This window comes from Acinetobacter sp. (genome assembly GCF_039596015.1).
Lineage (GTDB): Bacteria > Pseudomonadota > Gammaproteobacteria > Pseudomonadales > Moraxellaceae > Acinetobacter.
Genome location: NZ_JBCNKN010000003.1, coordinates 101,942 through 122,824 on the forward strand (window position 1 = coordinate 101,942; position 20,883 = coordinate 122,824).

Annotated in this window: 18 protein-coding genes; 14 read left to right on the top strand and 4 right to left on the bottom strand. The window is 36.0% G+C overall.

Features of this window, described 5'->3' with window-relative positions; all coding sequences use genetic code 11:
• Positions 1 to 338: 338 nt before the first annotated feature.
• From ABDV70_RS04095 to ABDV70_RS04140, 10 genes are all read left to right on the top strand, one after another.
• Entirely contained in the window at positions 339 to 1,628 is a 1,290-nt protein-coding gene (locus tag ABDV70_RS04095) for a HAMP domain-containing sensor histidine kinase (protein ID WP_343595960.1), read from the top strand.
• A gap of 82 nt (positions 1,629 to 1,710) precedes the next feature.
• The gene (gene glnE, locus ABDV70_RS04100) at positions 1,711 to 4,452 is read left to right on the top strand and encodes a bifunctional [glutamate--ammonia ligase]-adenylyl-L-tyrosine phosphorylase/[glutamate--ammonia-ligase] adenylyltransferase (protein WP_343595645.1); all 2,742 of its coding nucleotides are present in this window, start codon (positions 1,711 to 1,713) and stop codon (positions 4,450 to 4,452) included.
• 29 nt (positions 4,453 to 4,481) lie between these two features.
• A complete protein-coding gene (locus ABDV70_RS04105; RefSeq protein WP_343595647.1) occupies positions 4,482 to 5,408 on the top strand; it encodes a branched-chain amino acid transaminase in 927 nt (308 codons plus the stop codon).
• Between the two features lie 76 nt (positions 5,409 to 5,484).
• The gene (locus tag ABDV70_RS04110; protein ID WP_343595649.1) at positions 5,485 to 6,285 is read left to right on the top strand and encodes a GT-D fold domain-containing glycosyltransferase; all 801 of its coding nucleotides are present in this window, start codon (positions 5,485 to 5,487) and stop codon (positions 6,283 to 6,285) included.
• 29 nt (positions 6,286 to 6,314) lie between these two features.
• On the top strand, positions 6,315 to 7,208 hold the full coding sequence (locus tag ABDV70_RS04115) for an ELM1/GtrOC1 family putative glycosyltransferase (RefSeq protein WP_343595962.1): 894 nt from the start codon (positions 6,315 to 6,317) through the stop codon (positions 7,206 to 7,208).
• Positions 7,209 to 7,304: 96 nt separating this feature from the next.
• Entirely contained in the window at positions 7,305 to 8,780 is a 1,476-nt protein-coding gene (locus tag ABDV70_RS04120) for a phosphoethanolamine transferase (RefSeq protein WP_343595650.1), read from the top strand.
• A gap of 67 nt (positions 8,781 to 8,847) precedes the next feature.
• A complete protein-coding gene (locus tag ABDV70_RS04125; protein ID WP_343595651.1) occupies positions 8,848 to 9,876 on the top strand; it encodes a glycosyltransferase in 1,029 nt (342 codons plus the stop codon).
• On the top strand, positions 9,873 to 10,625 hold the full coding sequence (locus ABDV70_RS04130; RefSeq protein ID WP_343595652.1) for a polysaccharide deacetylase family protein: 753 nt from the start codon (positions 9,873 to 9,875) through the stop codon (positions 10,623 to 10,625). Before ABDV70_RS04125 ends, ABDV70_RS04130 begins: the two co-directional genes overlap by 4 nt.
• Positions 10,622 to 11,389 carry a glycosyltransferase family 2 protein gene (locus tag ABDV70_RS04135; RefSeq protein WP_343595654.1) on the top strand — a complete coding sequence of 256 codons (768 nt, stop codon included), beginning with the start codon at positions 10,622 to 10,624 and terminating at the stop codon, positions 11,387 to 11,389. Before ABDV70_RS04130 ends, ABDV70_RS04135 begins: the two co-directional genes overlap by 4 nt.
• A 7-nt stretch (positions 11,390 to 11,396) precedes the next feature.
• Positions 11,397 to 12,431 (top strand): glycosyltransferase, encoded by a 1,035-nt coding sequence (locus ABDV70_RS04140; protein ID WP_343595963.1) that lies wholly within the window; start codon positions 11,397 to 11,399, stop codon positions 12,429 to 12,431.
• Here ABDV70_RS04140 and ABDV70_RS04145 read toward each other — a convergent pair whose 3' ends face one another.
• Entirely contained in the window at positions 12,432 to 13,316 is an 885-nt protein-coding gene (locus tag ABDV70_RS04145) for a hypothetical protein (RefSeq protein WP_343595655.1), read from the bottom strand.
• Positions 13,317 to 13,394: 78 nt separating this feature from the next.
• Here ABDV70_RS04145 and ABDV70_RS04150 point away from each other — a divergent pair, with 78 nt between their 5' ends.
• The 4 genes from ABDV70_RS04150 (at position 13,395) to ABDV70_RS04165 (ending at position 17,354) form a co-directional block, all read left to right on the top strand.
• Entirely contained in the window at positions 13,395 to 14,156 is a 762-nt protein-coding gene (locus tag ABDV70_RS04150; RefSeq protein WP_343595656.1) for a glycosyltransferase family 25 protein, read from the top strand.
• A gap of 68 nt (positions 14,157 to 14,224) precedes the next feature.
• Positions 14,225 to 14,857: a hypothetical protein gene (locus tag ABDV70_RS04155; protein WP_343595657.1), complete on the top strand. Its 633-nt coding sequence runs from the start codon at positions 14,225 to 14,227 to the stop codon at positions 14,855 to 14,857.
• A gap of 551 nt (positions 14,858 to 15,408) precedes the next feature.
• On the top strand, positions 15,409 to 16,197 hold the full coding sequence (locus tag ABDV70_RS04160) for a galactosyltransferase Lgt5 (protein ID WP_343595658.1): 789 nt from the start codon (positions 15,409 to 15,411) through the stop codon (positions 16,195 to 16,197).
• A 14-nt stretch (positions 16,198 to 16,211) separates the two neighbouring features.
• Positions 16,212 to 17,354, top strand: coding sequence for a glycosyltransferase family 4 protein (locus tag ABDV70_RS04165; protein WP_343595659.1), 1,143 nt, complete (start codon positions 16,212 to 16,214; stop codon positions 17,352 to 17,354).
• 34 nt (positions 17,355 to 17,388) lie between these two features.
• On the opposite strand, the gene ABDV70_RS04170 is transcribed toward ABDV70_RS04165, so the two are convergent.
• From ABDV70_RS04170 to aspS, 3 genes are all read right to left on the bottom strand, one after another.
• On the bottom strand, positions 17,389 to 17,604 hold the full coding sequence (locus tag ABDV70_RS04170) for a hypothetical protein (RefSeq protein WP_343595660.1): 216 nt from the start codon (positions 17,602 to 17,604) through the stop codon (positions 17,389 to 17,391).
• Between the two features lie 103 nt (positions 17,605 to 17,707).
• Positions 17,708 to 18,604 (bottom strand): lysophospholipid acyltransferase family protein, encoded by an 897-nt coding sequence (locus ABDV70_RS04175; RefSeq protein WP_343595965.1) that lies wholly within the window; start codon positions 18,602 to 18,604, stop codon positions 17,708 to 17,710.
• A gap of 216 nt (positions 18,605 to 18,820) precedes the next feature.
• Entirely contained in the window at positions 18,821 to 20,599 is a 1,779-nt protein-coding gene (gene aspS / locus ABDV70_RS04180) for an aspartate--tRNA ligase (RefSeq protein WP_343595661.1), read from the bottom strand.
• Positions 20,600 to 20,883: the final 284 nt, after the last annotated feature.

Genomic DNA, 20,883 nt, shown 5'->3' on the forward strand with positions numbered 1-20,883 from the left:
GTATAGAGGTCATTTTATTTTTAGGGGTGTTAGATTTTTACAAATGATAGGGGGTTCTGCTTATATACTGTTTGGTAAAAAATAAACACCTAGAAATAGTGGTTTCTTCATTATTTTGAATGAGTAATGAATCATGCTGTGTTTATTTTTTAAAAATTTATATTTTATTTCAATTGTTTATTTAAAGAATATTTGTGATAAATAAAGTGGTAAAAAATCCTTATGTATTGGTATTGCGTAAACAAATATTTATTAAGTTGCTTTTGTCGTAAAATATTGTTAGTTATAGGGGAGAACTGTAAATATATGTTTTCAATCCGCGGCATAGAGAACAAGTGATGAAGAGTGAGGCGGGGATGGACGGATTACAACGATTAAAAATTGGTCAGGCAGACCGGCTCAATGAGTGTAAATTATCTCTGATTATGGGGGTTAAAGGGCCACGTAATCAGATTAATGTGTGTTTAAAACTCGCCCGCAATTTACTTCATGTTCAACATTCGATTTGGACTTTTTTTCACGAACCTTATTTGTGGTATGTAGACGAAAACACATTTCATGCCTGTGAGATTGAACCCCAAAAACAACAACAATTTTCGGCTTATTATGGCAAAGAAAACCAGATTACACCGACACATCGACATTACCCCCAATTTTCTAAAACGTTGGCTCAAATAGGATTTAAACATCAGCGAATGATTACTTTTTTATTGGTGATCAATCAAAAGCCTATTGGGCAAGTGATTTTCTTTGATGATTTAACAGCCCCATTTGAACAAAATGGCATAGATTTGGTGGCTGAGCTTTTGACAGGAACACTTGGTTATGTCGAACTCAAATTTGATTTTGCAGAACTACAAGAATCCTATGAAGAACTTTCCGCACTGAATTTTAGCCGAACCAAATTTTTTCAGGTGATTGCACATGATTTACGTGCGCCATTTCATGGGTTACTTGGTTTCTCTGAGGTTCTGGCAGATGAGATTGATACGCTTGATTCACCACAAATTCAAAATATTGCCTGCTATTTAAATGATACGGCAAAATCAACCTATCATTTGCTTGAAAACCTCCTAAATTGGGCGATGGCAGAGGGCGGGCATTTTGTCTATCATCCGATTAATTTTAAATTACAACAGGTGACGCATATTGTAAAAGATGTTTTGATGAGTCTGGCGAAGCAAAAAAATATTGAGTTAATTGAAGAGATTGCAGCTGATATTTTTGTTTGTGCCGATATGAATATGCTGACGTCGATTTTGCAAAATCTAACTTCAAATGCTTTAAAATTCACCCCGATTGATGGAACTGGAAAAGTCACAATCTCTGCTTGTCGTGAGGGGGATTATATTTCAATCTCGATTGCAGATACAGGGATGGGAATGAATCAAACACAATTAGAAAAAGTATTTGAACCGCGCCTTAAATTGTCTTTAAAAGGTACAGCAGGTGAAAAAGGTACGGGGCTTGGTCTCGTCTTATGCAAACGCTTTGTTGATTTTAATAAAGGACAGATTTCAGTCACGTCTATTGAGGGGCAAGGGACAACATTTGTTGTGAAAATCCCAGTTGCCACAGATCATCATGCCGTTTTGCAAGGTCAGCTACAAAAACAAGCCATATATTGATGCTAAAAAGTTGTGAAATTATGTTTTAAAACATCACATCCAACTGTTATAACTATGCTAAACAGGACGATAAAGTGTAGTCATGAATTCGCAGCAATTACAAAAAACCTTAGGTGCTAGCCAATACGCAGAACAAGTCTTGGCACTTTATTCTACAGCGCTTGAACAAGACTATCAGCACGACCAATTTAGCCGACCACTCAGCACTGCTGATATTCAAATATATGTACAAAAGGCGATTGATGGACTCACCGACGAACAGCAATGGATGCGCGCCTTACGGGTTTTACGCGCACGTTTAATGTTTCGCTGGATTTGGCAAGATGCTAATCAACTGACCGATGTGGTCACACTCACACGTGAATTGTCTGATTTTGCCGATGCAAGTATTGTTGCTGCAAAAGACTACGCCCGTAAGCCATTGGTTGAAAAATATGGTGAGTCGATAGGGTATAACGGACAGCTTCAAGATCTGATTGTGATTGGAATGGGGAAGCTTGGGGCACAAGAGCTTAATTTATCGAGTGATATTGATCTGATTTTTGCCTTTGACGAACAAGGTGAAACCAATGGGCGTAAATGTGTCGATGTGCAACAGTTTTGTATTTTATGGGGACAAAAACTGATTTATTTACTGGATCATATTACCGCTGATGGTTTTGTGTTTCGAGTAGATATGCGCTTACGCCCTTGGGGAGATGGATCGGCATTGGCAATTAGTCATGCGGCATTAGAAAAATATTTAATCCAGCATGGACGTGAGTGGGAGCGTTATGCATGGATTAAGGCACGTATTATTACAGGAGATCAGGGCGATAGCCTGATGGCGATGACACGACCTTTTGTGTTTCGTCGTTATGTTGACTACAGTGCATTTGAAGCCATGCGTGACATGAAACTCATGATTGAACGTGAAGTTGCCCGTCGAAATATCTATGAAGATATTAAACTTGGGGCGGGTGGAATTCGTGAAATCGAGTTTATTGTTCAGGTTTTTCAGCTTATTTACGGTGGTTCAAAACTAGAATTACAAGATCGGCAATGTCTAATCAGTCTACAGCATATTGGTGATGTTGGATTGCTTGAACCTCAGGCGGTTACAGATTTAAAAGACGCTTATTTATTTTTACGCCGTGTCGAACATGCGATACAAGCCTTAAATGATCAGCAGACTCAAGCCTTACCGCACGATGTTGCATTACGTCAGCGAATCATTGAAACGCTGGGTTATCCATCATGGGATGACTTTATTGAGGTGCTTAATCGGAAACGGGATAAGGTCAGTTTACAGTTTAAAAATGTCATAAAAGAAAAAGATGTTCATAGTCCACTCGATGATTTTTCCCATTTAGAACAACGCTTGCAACAGATTTTGGATGAAGATGCACAAAATCTGATTCATGAATTTTGGTCAGGGCAGGCCATCAAAAAACTACCTGCCAAAGCGGTAGAACGATTAAAAGCATTTTGGCCGCCTTTAATTGAAGCAATCTTACAATCGGAGCAACCGCAAGTTGCATTACTTCGTTTGATGCCTTTAATCGAATCTGTGATGCGCCGTACCGTGTATTTGGTCATGTTGATTGAAAACAAGGGAGCATTACAACGGTTGGTCAAAATGGCCGAGGTTAGTCCATGGATTTGTGAAGAACTAACCCACTATCCTGTTTTACTGGATGAATTTTTATCCATGGATTTTGAGTTACCCAAACGTGCAGATTTAGAAGCGACGATGCGCTATCAACTGCTGCGTATAGAGTTAGATCAGGTTGAAGATTTAATGCGCGTGCTGCGCCTGTTTAAGAAAAGCCATGTTTTGGCTGCTGCCGCTAGTGATGTTTTAGCTGAAAGTCCACTCATGAAAGTATCTGATACCCTTACAGATATTGCCGAAGTTTGTGTACAGGCAACGCTAAATCTGGCTTATCAGATGGTCGCAAAGCGTCATGGTTATCCTGTGAATTTAGATGGACAACGCTGTTCAATCGACCAACAAGGCTTTGCTGTCATTGGCTATGGCAAACTAGGCGGGATTGAACTGGGGTATGGTTCAGATCTCGACTTGGTATTTATTCATTATTTGGATGAACAAGCTGATACCGATGGAGCAAAAGTCATTAGTGGTTTTGAGTTTGCCTTGCGTGTTGCTCAAAAGTTTATGTCGTTAATGACCACGCAAACTTTAGATGGACGTGCCTATGAAATTGATACACGGTTACGCCCGTCAGGTGAGGCTGGTGTGTTGGTTACAAGTCTAAATGCCTATGAACAGTATCAGCTCAAAAGTGCATGGCTTTGGGAACATCAAGCCTTAGTTCGTGCCCGTTCAATTGCAGGCGATGAACATTTACGTGCCGAGTTTGAGAAAATCCGCTGCCGAGTTTTGACTCAACCTCGTGATGAAAATGTGGTGCGTACTGAAGTGATTCAGATGCGTCAAAAAATGAAAGATCATCTTGGATCAACGAAACAACAGCAAAAAGATGGAATTTTTCATTTAAAACAGGATGTAGGTGGTATCGTTGACATCGAATTTATGGCACAGTATATCGTACTAGCATGGAGTGGTGCGAAGCCCGATCTCGCCCATTTCTCTGACAACGTCCGAATCCTTGAGGATGCTGCGCGATTAGGTTACTTATCCAGTGATGACGCGCAGGCGTTGATTCAAGCTTATCTCAGTGAACGAGCCGAGAGCCACCGTTTAGCACTTGCGAACAAAAACATGCAAGTTCAAGCTGTACAATGGCGCGACACCCGCGAGATCGTTTGCAAGTTATGGCAGAGATTAATTGATCCGAGTGCATTGGCACTTGGACAGTAATAATGATGTGAAAATTTGGAGTGTGTGCCATGAATTTGGCTGATCGTGATGGTTTTATTTGGCAAGATGGAAAATTAGTTGACTGGCGTGATGCGAAAATTCACGTCTTAACCCATACGCTACATTATAGTATGGGCGTGTTTGAAGGTGTCCGTGCTTACGAAACACCGAAAGGGACTGCAATCTTCCGTTTGCAAGACCACACTAAACGTTTATTGAATTCAGCAAAAATTTATCAAATGAAAGTCCCATTTGATCAGGCAACGCTAGAACAAGCACAAATTGATGTTGTCCGTGAAAATAAACTGTCTTCTTGCTACTTGCGTCCACTCATTTGGATTGGTTCAGAAAAACTCGGTATTGCCGCAACAAGCAACACTATTCATGCGGCGGTTGCTGCATGGGGTTGGGGTGCTTATTTGGGTGAAGAAGCTATGGCGAAAGGTATTCGCGTAAAAACTTCTTCATTTACACATCACCATCCAAACGTGACGATGTGTAAAGCAAAAGCATCTGGTAACTATACTTTATCGATTCTTGCACATCAGGAAGTGGCACAGTCAGGCTACGACGAAGCAATGTTGATGGACCCTCAAGGTTATGTTTGCCAAGGTTCTGGTGAAAACGTATTCTTGGTGAAAGATGGTCAATTGCATACTCCTGATATCGCAGGCGGTGCATTGGATGGGATTACTCGTCAAACCATTATTACCATTGCCAAAGATTTAGGCATTGAAGTGATTGAACGTCGTATCACTCGTGATGAATTCTACATCGCTGATGAAGCATTCTTTACAGGTACGGCTGCGGAAGTAACCCCGATTCGTGAATACGATGACCGTCAAATTGGTGAAGGTTGCCGTGGTCCAATTACGACACTAATTCAAAAAACTTACTTTGATGCTGTTCAAGGTAAAAATCCAAAATATGAACACTGGTTAACTTATGTGAAATAAGAAAAATCAGTTAAGATAAAAGCGAAACTTTGGTTTCGCTTTTTTGTATATTTTATTTTAGTTTTTGAGATTTTTAATGATGTTGTTTGATGTTTTACCTAATAAATTTAAAATTCGTATAAAGAAATGGCTGTTTAAATGGAATAAAGAGCATTGGTTAGCCAAATATTCAGAGGAACTTAAAAATTTTGAAAAACAAAATGTACTTTCAATGATGGAAACGTTAGAGGAAGTGAAAAAAGGGAAGTCTTTAGCCCGTTTTGGGGACGGTGAGATTTTACTAATGTGTGGAGAAGAGATTTATTTTCAAAAATATAAATTAGAATTGGCAACTGAATTAAAAGAAATTTTATACAATAAAAATGAAAAATTATTGGTCTGTTTACCTACTATTTTTACCGCATACAATGATTATGAAAAAAATTGGTGGTTAAAATTTTGGTACATACGCTGGGCAGATTTTAAAAGTCGTTTAAATTTGAATACGCATTATGGGCATAGTATGGTGACTCGGCCCGATTTTTTTGGTGCTTATAAAGAGCAAGCAGTTTTAGCTTGGAAAGAAGTTTGGAATCAGAAAAAAGTATTATTTATTACGGGTGAAGGATCAAAACTTATGGTGGATCACTCTATTTTTAACAATATAACTAAAAAGGAAATTATTTATACCTTACCTGAAAATGCTTATGATGATTTAGATCGTATTGTAACCAAGGTAAAACAAGAATTTGATTTACAGTATTTAATTTTAATTGCTTTAGGCCCATCAGGTACAATATTAGCACAGCGATTTTCACAATTAGGCTATCAAGCGGTTGATATTGGCCATATTACCAGCTCATTTGAAGAGGTGTTTACACCTTCAGATAATGTGTAAATTTACGTTGATATTAAATTATGATGAATATGCATATAGTCTATGTTTCTGATGGTAAAGCTGGACATCGTTCGCAAGCATTGGGACTATTTCAAGCAGTACAAAGACAACAACATAATGCTGATTTTCAAGAAGTATCGATTGAAAAATTGTCGTTATTGCAATTAATTAAAGCAATTTTGACCAAATCCCTTCCTGTTTTCTCAAGTTATCCAGATATGATTATTGGGGTGGGAAGTCATACTCATTTTCGAGTCTGGTTACTTGGGAAAGTATTTCCAAAAGCCAAAACAATTATTTTAATGAAACCGAGTTTACCATTCTCTTGGTTTAATTATGTTGTGGTGCCAGAACATGATGGCATCACCGCATCTGACCATATCCTTATAACACAAGGGGCATTAAATCCGATCTTAAATGAACATCTGCATCAGCCAAACCTTATTTTAATTGCGTTGGGTGGTTCATCCAAACATCATCAATGGAATGCAGACAAAGTATTGGCAAGTATTGCGCAAATTGTGGAACAAAACCCCCTCGCAGACATTATTCTAACGACTTCTCGTCGTACACCATTTGAATTTTTAGATCAGTTAAGACAACAAAGCTTTGCCAGATATTTGCAAATATTTCCGGTTGAGCAGACGCCACAAGGCTGGATTTTTGAACAAATGCAACAAGCTCAAGCGGTATGGGTGACGGAAGATAGTGTGTCCATGGTGTATGAGGCACTAACAGCAGGCTGTCAGGTGGGTATTATTCTTATAGATAGGCTGAAGCAAGACCGCATTACGCATTCGATTGATTTGTTATTGCGACAGGAGATTGTATCGACAGTTAATAAATTGGAACAGCTACCACAGCCTCGAGCTTTTAAAGAAGCAGAGAGAATAGCAATAGAAATAATAAAAGATGGACTTTAAAAAAAAAACTTTTTAGAATCGTCCCGCTAGAAAATTTGGTAGCTATTTAAAATTTAAATAGTTGGATTGGGTTACGATTAAGATAAGATATTATCCATGTTCAAAAGAATTTTTCATATATATGTTATCCCATTTTTTTTGTCAGTTTGTTATACCATTGGGCTGGGTTTTTGGGATTACTTATTCCGCTTAAAAGATATTCCTGTTTTTTTTGCGGTTCTCATTTTTAATACATATTTTTTTATTTACTTAAATCAGTCCCGTGGTAATGTTATAAAAGATATTGCACTTTTTTTATTTTTTATTTTATCTTTATATATATCTACTTCAACAGGATTTCTGCAAGGTCATATGTCGTTGGGGATTGTTGCATCGGCCTTTCAAACAAACCAAAATGAGGCATTTGAATTTTTCTCTATTATTTCTGCTAAATATTTGGTTTTTAGTTTAATTTTATTTTTGTCGACATTTTATTATTTATATAAGTATGATTCAGAATTTAAAGTTAGTTTTAATAAGAAAGTCGTATTTTTTTTATTGTTCTTAAATATTATAAATACTTTTTTTGTGCAAACATTGGTTGCTTTAAATAAGTATAAAAAAGAAGAAAAAATTTTAACAGAAGATAATACTGGTTTTACAGATTGGAAAATTAAAAAAATAACCCCAAAATATGATAACCAAATTATTATTATTGGAGAAAGTGTTCCTAGAGCGTATTTATCCCTTTATGGTTTTAAAGAAAAAACCACACCTTTTTTGGATAAGGCGCCTGTTGAATTCATTGATCATTACATTTCAACCGCACCGAATACAGCAACCAGCCTAGTGCGTACATTGGCTTATATGGATGAGAATCATGATATTGATATTAAAAGAAATGTTGTTACATTAGCAAATCAGGCAAAATATAATACCATCTGGATATCAAACCAAGGCTTTTTAGGTAAAAATGATACGGCTGTTTCCCGAATCGCAATTCATGCAAACCATAAGTTTTTTCTGAAAAGCGGTAATTATAGATCAAAGAATACCGATGATGATGTGTTATTAGGAATTCTAAATAGTCAATTGAATAAATATAAAGATCAAAAAAATGTAATATTTATTCATATGATGGGTTCACATCCAGATGCATGTGAGCGATTATTTAAGCAACCGAAAATGTATCCCCAATATGGTAATAGTATTAATTGTTATTTATCTAGTTTTAATAAGTTGGATAGCTTTATACAGTCAGTATATACTAGATTAGGAAAAACAAAGCGTAGTTTTAGTATTACTTATTTCTCAGACCATGGTATGACTGTCCATCAAGCTGGATATAATGTAGATAACAAAACAAAGAAAAATTATGATATTCCTTTCTTTATCTTGGCAAGTGATATCAAAAAACGAAATAAAATTGAGAAGATAGTAAGTGCGTATGATTTTTTAAATATTTATGCTGGTCAATTAGGTGTACAATCTCTCTATTTAAATGATAAAAGGAATCTTAAAGAAATCCCAACAAATGAAAATGTTCAAGTTTTTAATTGGGAGAACTATATTCCTTATCATTCTTTGGATTAACATTGTTTAGATGGTTGTGGTGTTAGGCTTTTGGGATAATTGTATTACTAGTTTTTGAGTGTTATGCATGAAAATTTTACATATTGCCAATTTTGGTTTCAATAAGCAGGGTACGCATTTTTATTGTACTGACCGTAAAATTTCGGCAGGTCTGATTGAAAACGGCCACTTCGTTTATGATTTCAGCTTTCGTGACATGGCACGGATGGGGACAGTTTTTAAAACAAAAAAATTGGGTGCAAAATGGGCGAATAAAGAAATTTTAAAAATTGTTGAAAACCTTCGTCCAGACCTGGTTCTTGTTGGACACAGTGACTTGATGAGTCCAGATGTTCTTGCTCAGATTAAAGAGAAGTATCCTCAAACCAAAATTGCTTTTTGGTATGTTGACCCACTATATCTTGAACATAAGCTTGGTTTTATCCATGACTTTTCACCGTATTTAGATGCAATTTTTTGTACAACGGGTGGTCAGTTTTTACAAAAACTGAAGAAACCACATAATGTGGTCGCTTATATGCCTAACATCGGACATAAAAATGTTGAATGTTTGAAGCAGTTTGACGCTGACAAAACAGAACAAAGTTTTATTTTTTGTGGAATTATTTATAAGGAACCTGTTCGAGAAAAGTTTTTAGCTGATTTGGCAGACCAGTTGAAAATCAATCAGATTCAATATCAATATTATGGCTGTTTTGGACAGCCAAGTGTGTATGGTCATCAATATTATGATGTACTTGCAAAAACACGTATGGGTTTAAACTATTCTCGAAACAACGAAGTGACCTTATATAGCTCTGACCGAATTGTACAATTGACTGGAAATGGCCTGCTTACTTTTAGCCCTCGAATCCCAGACTTTGAAAAACTCTATACGGCAGAAGAAATCGTTTATTTTGATGATCAATTTGATTTAGCCAATAAAATTAAATTTTACGAGGAACATCCTGAGCAAGCACGCCAAATTGCCGAAGCAGGCTGGCGTAAAACCCAACAAAGTTTTGGGGCGAAGCGCATTACAAAATTTATGCTTGAAGTGACTTTTGGATTAGAATTGTCTGAGTCTTACGAATGGTCGCATGAGGTTTATGCATGATGTGGGTTTTGTATGTTTTGGTCGGCCTGTTGGTCGTTGCAGCATTGCTCTATGTGCTTGGTAACTACACCTTTTGGCTGCCGTTTCGCTCCAAAAAGTTACCCCGTATCGTTATGTTACATCAGGTGAGCCCTCACGATACTGCCTCAGGCATGAACATGCCACCAGAAAAATTTGAACAATTACTGCAATTGTTAACGCGTAGAGGTTCAACTTTTTGTTTTGTTTCTGAACTCGGACAATACCAAAATCAAAAAAATGTCGTGGCTTTGAGTTTCGATGATGGATTTATGGATAACTATCTTTATGCCTATCCATTACTCAAAAAATATAATGCAAAAGCAACGATTTATTTGGCGACGCAAATTGAAGGCATTGAAAAGCTAACTCATGAGCAAATCCATGAAATGGCAAATTCAGGGTTAATCGAATTTGGTGCGCATACGCAGCATCATGTGAACTTGCTTAAACTGGATGATCAAACGGCTTATCAGGAAATGCTTCAGTCAAAGCAAGATGTTGAGGCTTTGGTCGGAAAGTGTCCAAGTTTTGCTTATCCATTTGGCCGTTTTAATGAAAAACACCAAAAAATGGCACAAGAAATCGGCTTTAAAAATGCAGTGTCTACACGGAAAAAAATTGAAGTGTATGGAGTTAACCAGTTTAATATTCCACGTATCAGCACACATGGTGCCATGAATGCTTTACAGATGCGAATCGCCCTTGCTAAAGGACGCTATAAGTTATGAATAAAATCCCATGTAGTGTTTATATTGTCACTTTAAATTGTGGTGCTTGGTTAGAACAGACGCTGAAAAGTGTTCGTGAGTTTGATGAAGTTATTATTTTAGATTCTGGCAGTACTGACAATACTTATGAAATTGCACAGCACTTTGAAAATACGCAAATTTCTCATCAAGATTGGCAAGGTTATGCAGGACAAAAGGACTTGGCTTTAGCCAAATGCCGAAATGATTGGGTGCTTAATTTAGATGGTGATGAGGTTCTATCTGAAGAGTTAAAACAAGAAATCATTGAGACCATTCAGCAGAACAAACTTGATGCTTTAATCACACCAATCAATGATGTATTTTTAGGTGTTCCGAATAGTAAACATACTAAAAAACATGCAAAAGTACGTTTTTTTCGTAAGTTAAAAGGGCATTATGACCTTGCCAATAAAGTTCATGAAAACGTTGTTGTAGAGGGTGAATCTCAACGAGCCGAGCATGATATTTATCACTATGGTGAGTCGAGTATTTTTGTTAAGGTTGAAAAAAATAACCAATATTCCAATTTGAAAGCATTGGAAAAATATCAAAAAGGAAAATCTCCAAGCCTTGCAAAACTGGTTTTAGTCATGCCGATGACATTCATCAAATCTTATTTTATTCGTCGCAGTTGTTTAAATGGTTGGCGCGGTTTTGTAAACAGCATGGTCAATGCATTTTACGCATTTTTAAAAGAAGCCAAACTCTTTGAACAAACCCTAAATAAAGACAAAAATAAATAGGTTGATGATGAAAATTGTACAGGTATTGGCGACAAGTGGTGGTGTTGGTGGTTTAGAACAGCATACTTTTAATTTGGTCAATGAATTGGCTCTGCACCATGATGTGCATATTATTGCGCATCCTTGTTATGCTGAAAAATTTAAAGCCAATGTACACTTTCATGCGGTAAATTTTGCTCGAAGTCGTTGGAATATTCTTCTACTTTGGCAGCTTAAATCCTTAATTCAACACATTCAGCCGAATATTGTGCATGCTCAAGCAGGGAAAGCGGCTGAATTGATTGCTCGGATTAAGCCCTTTTTATCGGGGCCAAAAATAGTCACCACAGTACATGGCACCAAAAAGAATAAGTCTGCCTATTTGGTCGGTGATGCGGTTATTGCCGTGAGTCAGGCATTAACGCAAGGTATCCCAGAGTCTAAATCACATGTAGTTTATAATGGGGTCTATCCTCAGCCAATATTGAGTGATGATGCCAAACAACAACTGTTGCAAAGTATTCAGAAAAATATTTCTACTCAAAACCAAAGTAAAAAGACAGTGATGTGTATTGGCCGCTTAGAGCCAGTAAAAAATATCAGTTTACTCATTGAGTCTATGCAGCAGATTGATGCAAATTTATGGATCGTTGGCGATGGTTCACTTCGAGAAAATTTAGAAAAACAAGTTCATGATTTGAATCTGCAAGATCGGGTTGCTTTTCTAGGGTTCAGAGAAGATGCACGAAATTTACTTCAGTTGGCTGACATTGTAGTTTTATCATCTGACCGTGAAGGCTTTCCGTTGGTGATGGTAGAAGCCTTGCAGGCAGATAAAGCGATGGCTTCAACCAGAGTGAATGGCGTTGTGGAGTGGTTGCCAGAACAATATTTGGCAGAAATTGGTAATCCGCAAAGTTTAGTAGCGGCAATTCAAGCTGCACTTCAACCACAAGCTCAAGAAGATTTTCGCCAACTTTTTAGTAAGGCCAAAGAAGAACTCACAGTTTCAGCTATGACTGAACAGACCCTCAAAATTTATGAAGATCTGCTCAAGCCTTAATTAATGTTTTGGGGATAGGCGGATTGCATCAAGGACAACAAAATTATTTTCCACATTAATTGTGTGGCAACCATCGTCTGCCTGATCCCAGTCTGGTAAAACTACTTCTAATAACTTTTCTTCATAAACAGTTGGGCTAAGTTGAGTAATTGCTTTTAACTCGATGTTGCCACCATAACGCTTTAAAGAATCCTGACTTGGTCGCACCAATTGCTCTTTATAAATAAACGGTTTCCCTGCCATGCGAAATTGTTGGCTACCTTTACATACTGGATTCATGGGGTGTTCTTTCCAGTTTGGATTCAAAATATCTTCAGTAAAAAACAGATCTAAACGATCACCAAATTTTTTGCAGTCACGTCGTGTTGAAGTAAACAGATACCATAAACCTTCATGATAAAAAGGCGTACTATCTACGGCTTCGATGTTCTCGATAAGATTAGAATGTTTTTCCCATTTCAGTGGAAACTCGGTACATTTCCAAAGTTCAATGGTCTTATTTGCAGAGGTCTCTGGAACCATGTACCAGTCATTTTTAACCTTAAACACACATGGGTAAGAGAGATGATAGTCGAGTTTCAAAATGGTTTTTGGTTCGGTATATGTTCCATCTTTAAAGACTTCTAATACTGAAAGAAAACCGACAGGATGCTGGTCATCGACTTCTTCAAAGAAAATAAAATGACGGTCATGTTCATGTACATAGAAGCTATCTGCAAATGTAAATTTTGCAGGAGAGTGAATTTCAAATAAGTTTTTCAGTTGTGCTTGCTCAGAAAAAGGTCGCTCTAGCCAGCCAAATCGGATGTACCAATGAGAATTAAATTTTTTAGCATGTTGTTTTTGCTGAAATTTATACCATTTTTTTAGAATTGACCGCATCATGTTGGTGAAATGAAAAGATATGTTCACGATATTGTACATGAGTTATGATATAAGGAGTTCAGAAGTGAGAAGGTTCTAATGCAAATTTATGTTGTCAGTATCGAAGATGAAAATTCTCCTCGACTAAAAAAATTCTTGAGCCAAACTTTTTTTCAAGGCAACAATCCAACTTTTACTAAAGTTGGAATTAAAGGCGCAGAGTTGAATGCAAAAGAATATTTTGAGCTGGCAGTTAAAGGGCGATCTAAACCACTTTCTCCAAATATGGTGGGATGTACGCTTTCACATTTAGAAGCATTAAAAAAATTTTTAAAAACAGATGATCGATACGCATTAATTTTAGAAGATGATGCAATTCTTCCAGATAATTTTTGTGTTGAAAAATTAGAACAAGAATTAAATCAGATGCAATTGAGTCCCCAATTTTTATTTAGTATTGGTGGTATTCAAATGAAAGAATGCCGTAAAGTACGCGGTGAAATTAAAAAAGAGCAACTATTAAATACACCAGTGCTTGAGGTACATCCCGATTTTTATCATCGTATTTGTTATACGGTTTCTTATATTGTAGACCGTGGAATGGCACAAGTATTACTTGAGTATCACAAAAAACTACGTGCCGCAGATGATTGGCGCTATATTCCAGATCTTTATCCAACGTCTAAAATTTATATGGCATTTATTGTAGAGCATCCTATATTAGAATCAGGAAAACAAGACGCCTTTTTTAGTACGATTGAGACAGAGCGTTCAGGTTGTTGTGATGTGCCTGTTAGTAAGTATGGAACATTTTTAAGATATAGTATTAGTAAGTTCTTTAATAGAAAGTATCCACTGTGAGAATTTTATTTTATATATAGTATATCTATCAATTAATTTTGATATTGTTATTTTATAAAAGGTAGTATGTGAAGAAAATTGTTTTAATTGCTAATTCTGATGATATTAAAAATATTAATGACGTGATTGATGAGGGTGATCTTATTGTAAGATTTAATGTTCCTAGCTCTGAAAACATTAATAGAACAGGGGGAAGAACAGACATCTTATTTTTAGCGAATACTGTAGACTTAATGGAAGATCGGCTTATTGAAGGTAGTAAATTTTTAGAGTATTTAAATGGTTTAACTACTGTTGAAATAGTTTTTTCTTATGAAGATAAACTTATAAAGAAAATCAACCCATTATGCAAAGTTGTAAATAAGATTTTTTTTATTAAATTTAAAAAATTTATAAATAATTGGGATAATTCAAAATATATTTCTTTTTTTAAAGAGAGAAATATTAATGTAGAAGTTGTACCAGAGTGTGTTTATTGGGATGCTCAAATAAAGTTGAATTTAGAGGGTACTTCATTTATTGTTAGCTCTGGACTTTTAGCGACATTATTTTTCTTAAATTCTGAAAAATATAAAGATTTTGATATTTATTTACATGGATTTACTTTTGAAGGGTGGTGTGGACATGCTTGGAGTAAAGAAAAGCATTATATTCTTCAATTACTAGAAGATAATAAGATTTATTTTTTTGATAAGAAATAAATTTTTATGTAAGTGTATAATTGATAAAAAAGATAACCCTAAACACTAAAGATAGTATTTATATGTGTCTACATTGAAAATTTTAGTATTCTAATCGAATGGTAGTGAACTACTTATACAAATATATCAAAAATTAGTATAATTATAACGATTTATAATTTTTAAGTATTGTGTATGTTGACGGTTTTTGGTTTCTATACAAATGATTGGCAGTCTATCCTACAGATGAAGAGTTTGTACGTTGAAAATTTATATTATTTTAGGAAAAATTTAATAAAGTTGTTCAAAATTTTGGGAAGAAATTATCAATTCATATAATAAAGTTGTAGAATGTTACAATATAATTTGGGTTGTAAAATTGTAACCATACTATTTGATAATCTATTCTGGAAACATCATCTTAGCTACGATTTTATTTTTATCTCATTTGATCTTCATCTTAAAGCAATATAGTACCTTGAGATGGAGTTGGGCATATGGGTTTTTATGTTTGAGCAGAAATACCATTCTATAAAATGGTTAATATTTAGAAGTAAAAGAGGGGTGTGAAAATGACTTCATTAAATTTACCTATAATCCATGCTTTATGGATAGGGACGAAATTAGGTCCGATTTCTCGAAGTTGTCTTTCATCTTTTATCATGAGAGGACATGAAGTTCATCTACATTCTTATGGTGAAATTGAAGATATCCCTTATGGCGTGACAAAGGTCGATGCGAATAAAGTTATTCCAGAAGATAAAATAATTAAACATAATAAAACAGGTAGTTATGCTTTATTTTCTGATATTTTTCGTTATGAATTAATGCGAAAAGTGGATGGAATTTATGTGGATTGTGATGTTTATTGTTTGCATCCATTAACAATTCCAGAACATGGCTACGTTCTGGGATTTGAGGATGAAAGTTTAATTAATGGTGCTGTGTTAAGAATACCTGAGGATAGTATCCTTTTGCGGAGTCTGTTAGATGCTGCATATAGCTCTAAATTTATACCTCCATGGTATTCGAGTAGTCGTAAAGTTAAATTAAAAATAAAGAAATTCTTTGGTAAGGGAAAGAATATTGCTGATATGCCTTGGGGCGTAATTGGTCCTAGAGCAATTACACATTATGTTCATGATTATGATCTAATCAAAAAAATACAACCTATTGATATTTTCTATCCAGTTCATTATCAGTCTATTCATAAATTATGTGATTCAAACCTGACCATTCAAGATGTTATAAGTTCAAGAACATTGGCTATACATTTATATAATGAAGTATTAAGAAAAGTTGATTTAGAAAAGATAGATCCAAAATCTATATTGGCTAGATTATTAAAGAATGAAATATAGGAATAAAAGTTCAGATGATTAAGGTTGGACTAATTGTAGATGAATTCTTTGGTGGTGCGGGTACTGCATTCGGCGGTTATGGTTTTTTAGCGCGGAAATATATTGCCAAATATATACCTAATCAGGAGATTCAAATAGATGTTTTGCTAGGAAAAGGTAAAAGAAAGCTTTTTGTAGAAGAATATAAAGTTGATAATATAAGGGCTTATCGTTTACCAAGACGTAAATGGTTTGCAAAAAGATGGTTAAGAAAAAAAAATTATGATATCTATTTAAGTATTGAGCTTACAGACAGTTATATTCTAATGAATGAGCCAGATAAAAATAAAAAGCTAATCTTATGGATACAAGATCCTAGGCCTAAATATGAATGGGATGAAATTGGTACTGTGAAGTTATTTCCAGAATATAACTATTATAATCAGGATATTTATGACTTAGTACATGCTTGGTATAAGCAGGATCGTGTGAGATTTATATCTCAAGGATATTTTCTTAATCAGAAGGCCATTGATTTATATGCTTTAAATAAAGATATTGATATTCAGTATGTGCCAAATCCTATTGAAATAGATCATGATTTTCATGTTGAAAGTTTTCAGAAGAAAAATACAATTATCTTTTTAGGTCGAATAGAATCAGTTAAACGAGGTTGGTTGTTTTGCGAAATTGCTAAGAGAATGCCTAATTATGAGTTCTATGTTTTGGGTAAAACTCATCGTGAGCAAAGTAAAAACTCAGAAATCATGTCGGATTACTATTCTATTCCAAACTTACATTTTGTTGGACATGTAGAGGGTGATGAAAAGATAAGGTACTTAAAAGAGGCAAAAATATTAGTTAATACTTCAATTCATGAGGCATTGCCTATTTCTTTTTTAGAGGCTCTATCTTATGGTACGTTATTAGTAAGTAATAGAAATCCTGAAGATCTAACCTCGAAATTTGGTATTCATGTCGGCGATGTATTGGGAGATGGCTTCGATAAAATAGATCTTTATGTTAATGCTATTAATAAACTATTAACTAATGAGAATATCAGGGCTGAATTATCTCTAAAAGCTATTGAGTACATTAAGCAGATTCATGATATATCTAAAGTTATACCAACATTAAGAGAAATTATTCTTGATGAAGTGAAAGAGATAAAATTATAAACTTCTATAAAAATGAGCTGTATAAGGCTCATTTTTATCTATCCGCATTACCCTTCAGTACCATATAAATTAAGGCACAGAAAATAAGCAGGGCAGCAGAAAGGCTGCTGATACAAAAGTATAAAATACGTTGGTATGTGGTGAAGTTCATTAGCTCATTATGAATGATATAGTTCATAACAGCCCATTGTACTAATGAGAATACAATGACAACTAACGAACGTCGGCGTACTTCTGGGCGCATTGCCATGGCCATTTCCTATATCAAAAATGCAGCTTATTATGCCACTCTTGGTTACCAATCTCAATTGGACAGATCATTTTTACAGGTGCAATTTTATGTTTTTATAATATCATATTGAATAAATATTCAACATTCCCTGCATTCTGCGAAAACGCTTATATGACCAAATGTATTGACTAGGTGAAATATTAATCATTTTTTCAATGCTGGCATTGAGATAATCGACCGAAACTTGAAGGTCTGTACTCGAGATCTCGCTAGACAGCGGTTGACAGACAACATTGAATTGAGATGAAGAATTGCGTAGGCAACTCGCACTCAGCACAGCGCACTGTGTTCGACCTGCCAATTTAGAGAGTAAGGTTGTGCTGAGAACCTGATGACCAAAGAAAGATGCCTCTATACCCCCCGATGCTTTAGGTAGATGATCAGGTAAAATAACGGTAAGTCCACCCTGACGCAGATGCCGAATAATATCTCTGACGCCATGCATATTTGTCGGGACTAAAACGGCATTAAAACGCTCTCGGGCTTCAAGAATGAAGCGGTTGACGGCATTATTTTTATTGGGCTTGTACATAATCATAGGAGCGGCATGTACATTGAGCCAAGCGTTTAATAGTTCCCAGCAGCCTAAATGGGCAACCACAATAATTACCCCTTTTTTTTGGGCAATCGCATCAGTTAAATAATGTTCACCTTGAATAGATTCAATTAAATTTAAACTGTAACTTGCAGGCATACCCCAACATTTTATAGATTCGATATAAGTTAGACACTGGCTTTTTAAAGTGTCACGAAGTAAATGATGCAGTGCCTGAGCTGGTAAATGAGGGTAAACAAGTTTTAAATTGGTATGACTAATGCGCTTCATTGAAGACGGAAAATAGTACAAAAAGAATGCAATAAATAAGGCAATGTATCTTAAAACGGATAATGGCAGCCATGCAAAAAATTTAAGGAGAAGATTCATAATTTTATCACTGCAATAGCGCCTGAAAAATATAAACAATTGATTAATAAAATTATTTAAATAATTCTACAATAAGTCGAAATTAAAACTGAGACAATAAAAAGCAATGGAGGGATTTAAAATCAGAGTATTAATGTTTACAACGAAATGAAAATCAAGTGCGTAAAGAGGGAATAAAAAACACCCTAACATTAGAACAAAGATATTCCAATGATTAAGGTGTTTTAAATTGAAGCGAAATGTTAAAAATTAAGCTTCTTTTTTCGCTTGTTCGCGTAAACGAATGCCCAAGTCACGAAGCTGGTTTGCTTCAACTGGTGCTGGTGCTTGAGTCAATGGACATTCAGCAGTTTTGGTTTTCGGGAACGCAATAACGTCACGAATAGAAGACGCACCTGTCATAAGCATAATCAAGCGGTCTAAACCAAATGCCAAACCACCGTGAGGAGGCGCGCCGTAACGAAGTGCATTTAACAAGAAACTGAATTTTTCTTCGGCTTCTTCATCAGAAATGCCAAGCGCTTCAAAAATCGCTTTTTGCATTTCTAATGTATAAATACGCAGTGAACCACCACCAACTTCTGTACCGTTTAACACCATGTCATACGCAACAGAAAGCGCTTCGCCTGGGTTCGATTTTACATCTTCAACAGAAGATTTTGGTAGGGTGAATGGATGGTGAACAGAAGTCCATTTGCCATCGTCAGTTTCTTCAAACATTGGGAAGTCAACAACCCAAAGCGGTGCCCACTCACATGTTGCAAGGTTCATATCGTGACCGATTTTGACACGAAGTGCACCCATCGCATCGTTTACAACTTTGGCTTTATCTGCACCAAAGAACACGATGTCGCCATTTTCAGCGCCAACACGTTTTAATAGGTCAAGCACGATTGGCTCGATAAATTTAACGATAGGAGATTGAAGACCTTCAATGCCTTTTTCAAGTTCATTGACTTTGATGTATGCCAAACCTTTCGCGCCATAGATGCCAACAAACTTGGTGTATTCATCAATCGCACTACGTGGCAAAGCACCAGCGCCCGGTACACGAAGTGCCACAATACGACCTTTAGGGTCTTTTGCTGGACCTGCGAATACTTTGAATTCAACATCTTGCATTAAATCAGCAACGTCAACTAATTTTAATGGAATACGTAAGTCTGGTTTATCCGATGCATAGTCACGCATTGCTTCGCTATATGGCATGCGTTGGAATTTATCAAACTTAACACCAAGCAATTCGTTAAATAATTTAACGGTCATGCCTTCCATTAAATCCATAATGTCATCGTCATTTAAGAACGATGTTTCAATGTCGATTTGAGTGAATTCAGGTTGACGATCTGCACGTAAGTCTTCGTCACGGAAACATTTTGCAATTTGGTAATAACGATCAATACCGCCCACCATCAACAATTGTTTAAACAATTGTGGTGATTGTGGAAGTGCGTAGAAGCTACCATTTTGTACACGACTTGGAACTAAATAGTCACGTGCGCCTTCTGGTGTTGCACGCGTCAAAATAGGCGTTTCAACGTCTAAGAAACCGTGATCATCTAAGTAGTTACGGATCAAGTTGGTTACTTTAGAACGGAAACGTAAGCGTTCTAACATTTCTGGACGACGGATGTCCAAGAAACGGTATTTTAAACGATGTTCTTCTGACACGTTGATGGTGTCATCATTCAGTGGGAATGGTGGAGTTTCAGATTGTGCAAGCACTTCAATGTCTTTGCCCAATACTTCAATCTGACCACTGACCATATTCGCATTTTCAGTGCCTTCGTAACGACGACGTACACGACCTGTAATTTTTAATACAAATTCTGAACGTGCTTTATCTGCTGTTGCAAATGCTTCTGGGGTATCAGGGTCGATGACAACTTGCACAAGACCATCACGGTCGCGCATATCAAGGAAGATGACACCGCCATGATCGCGGCGACGGTGTACCCAACCGCAGAGAGTAACTGTTTGATCAATTTGAGCTTCTGTTAAAGAGCCGCAGTAATGAGTTCGCATCATGGCGTACTAAGTCCAACTTCTATTCTTTAAAATCTGATAATAAATTAAGCGTTGCCCTTAAAGTTTAGGCGAACACTTATGCTTGAAAACACTCAATTATGCCTTTTTAGGGCTATTCGCTCAAGGATTAGTTCAAAAAAGCAAGTAAAAGCTGCCGATTAATGGTTTTAATTGTTGCGATCTTGGGCTGAAATATATAAAAATCATTTATTTATTGGTTTTGCAGTGGTTTGAATTTTCAGGTTAGATTCCTAAATTTATGCATTGATGAATGCTTTTTTTCA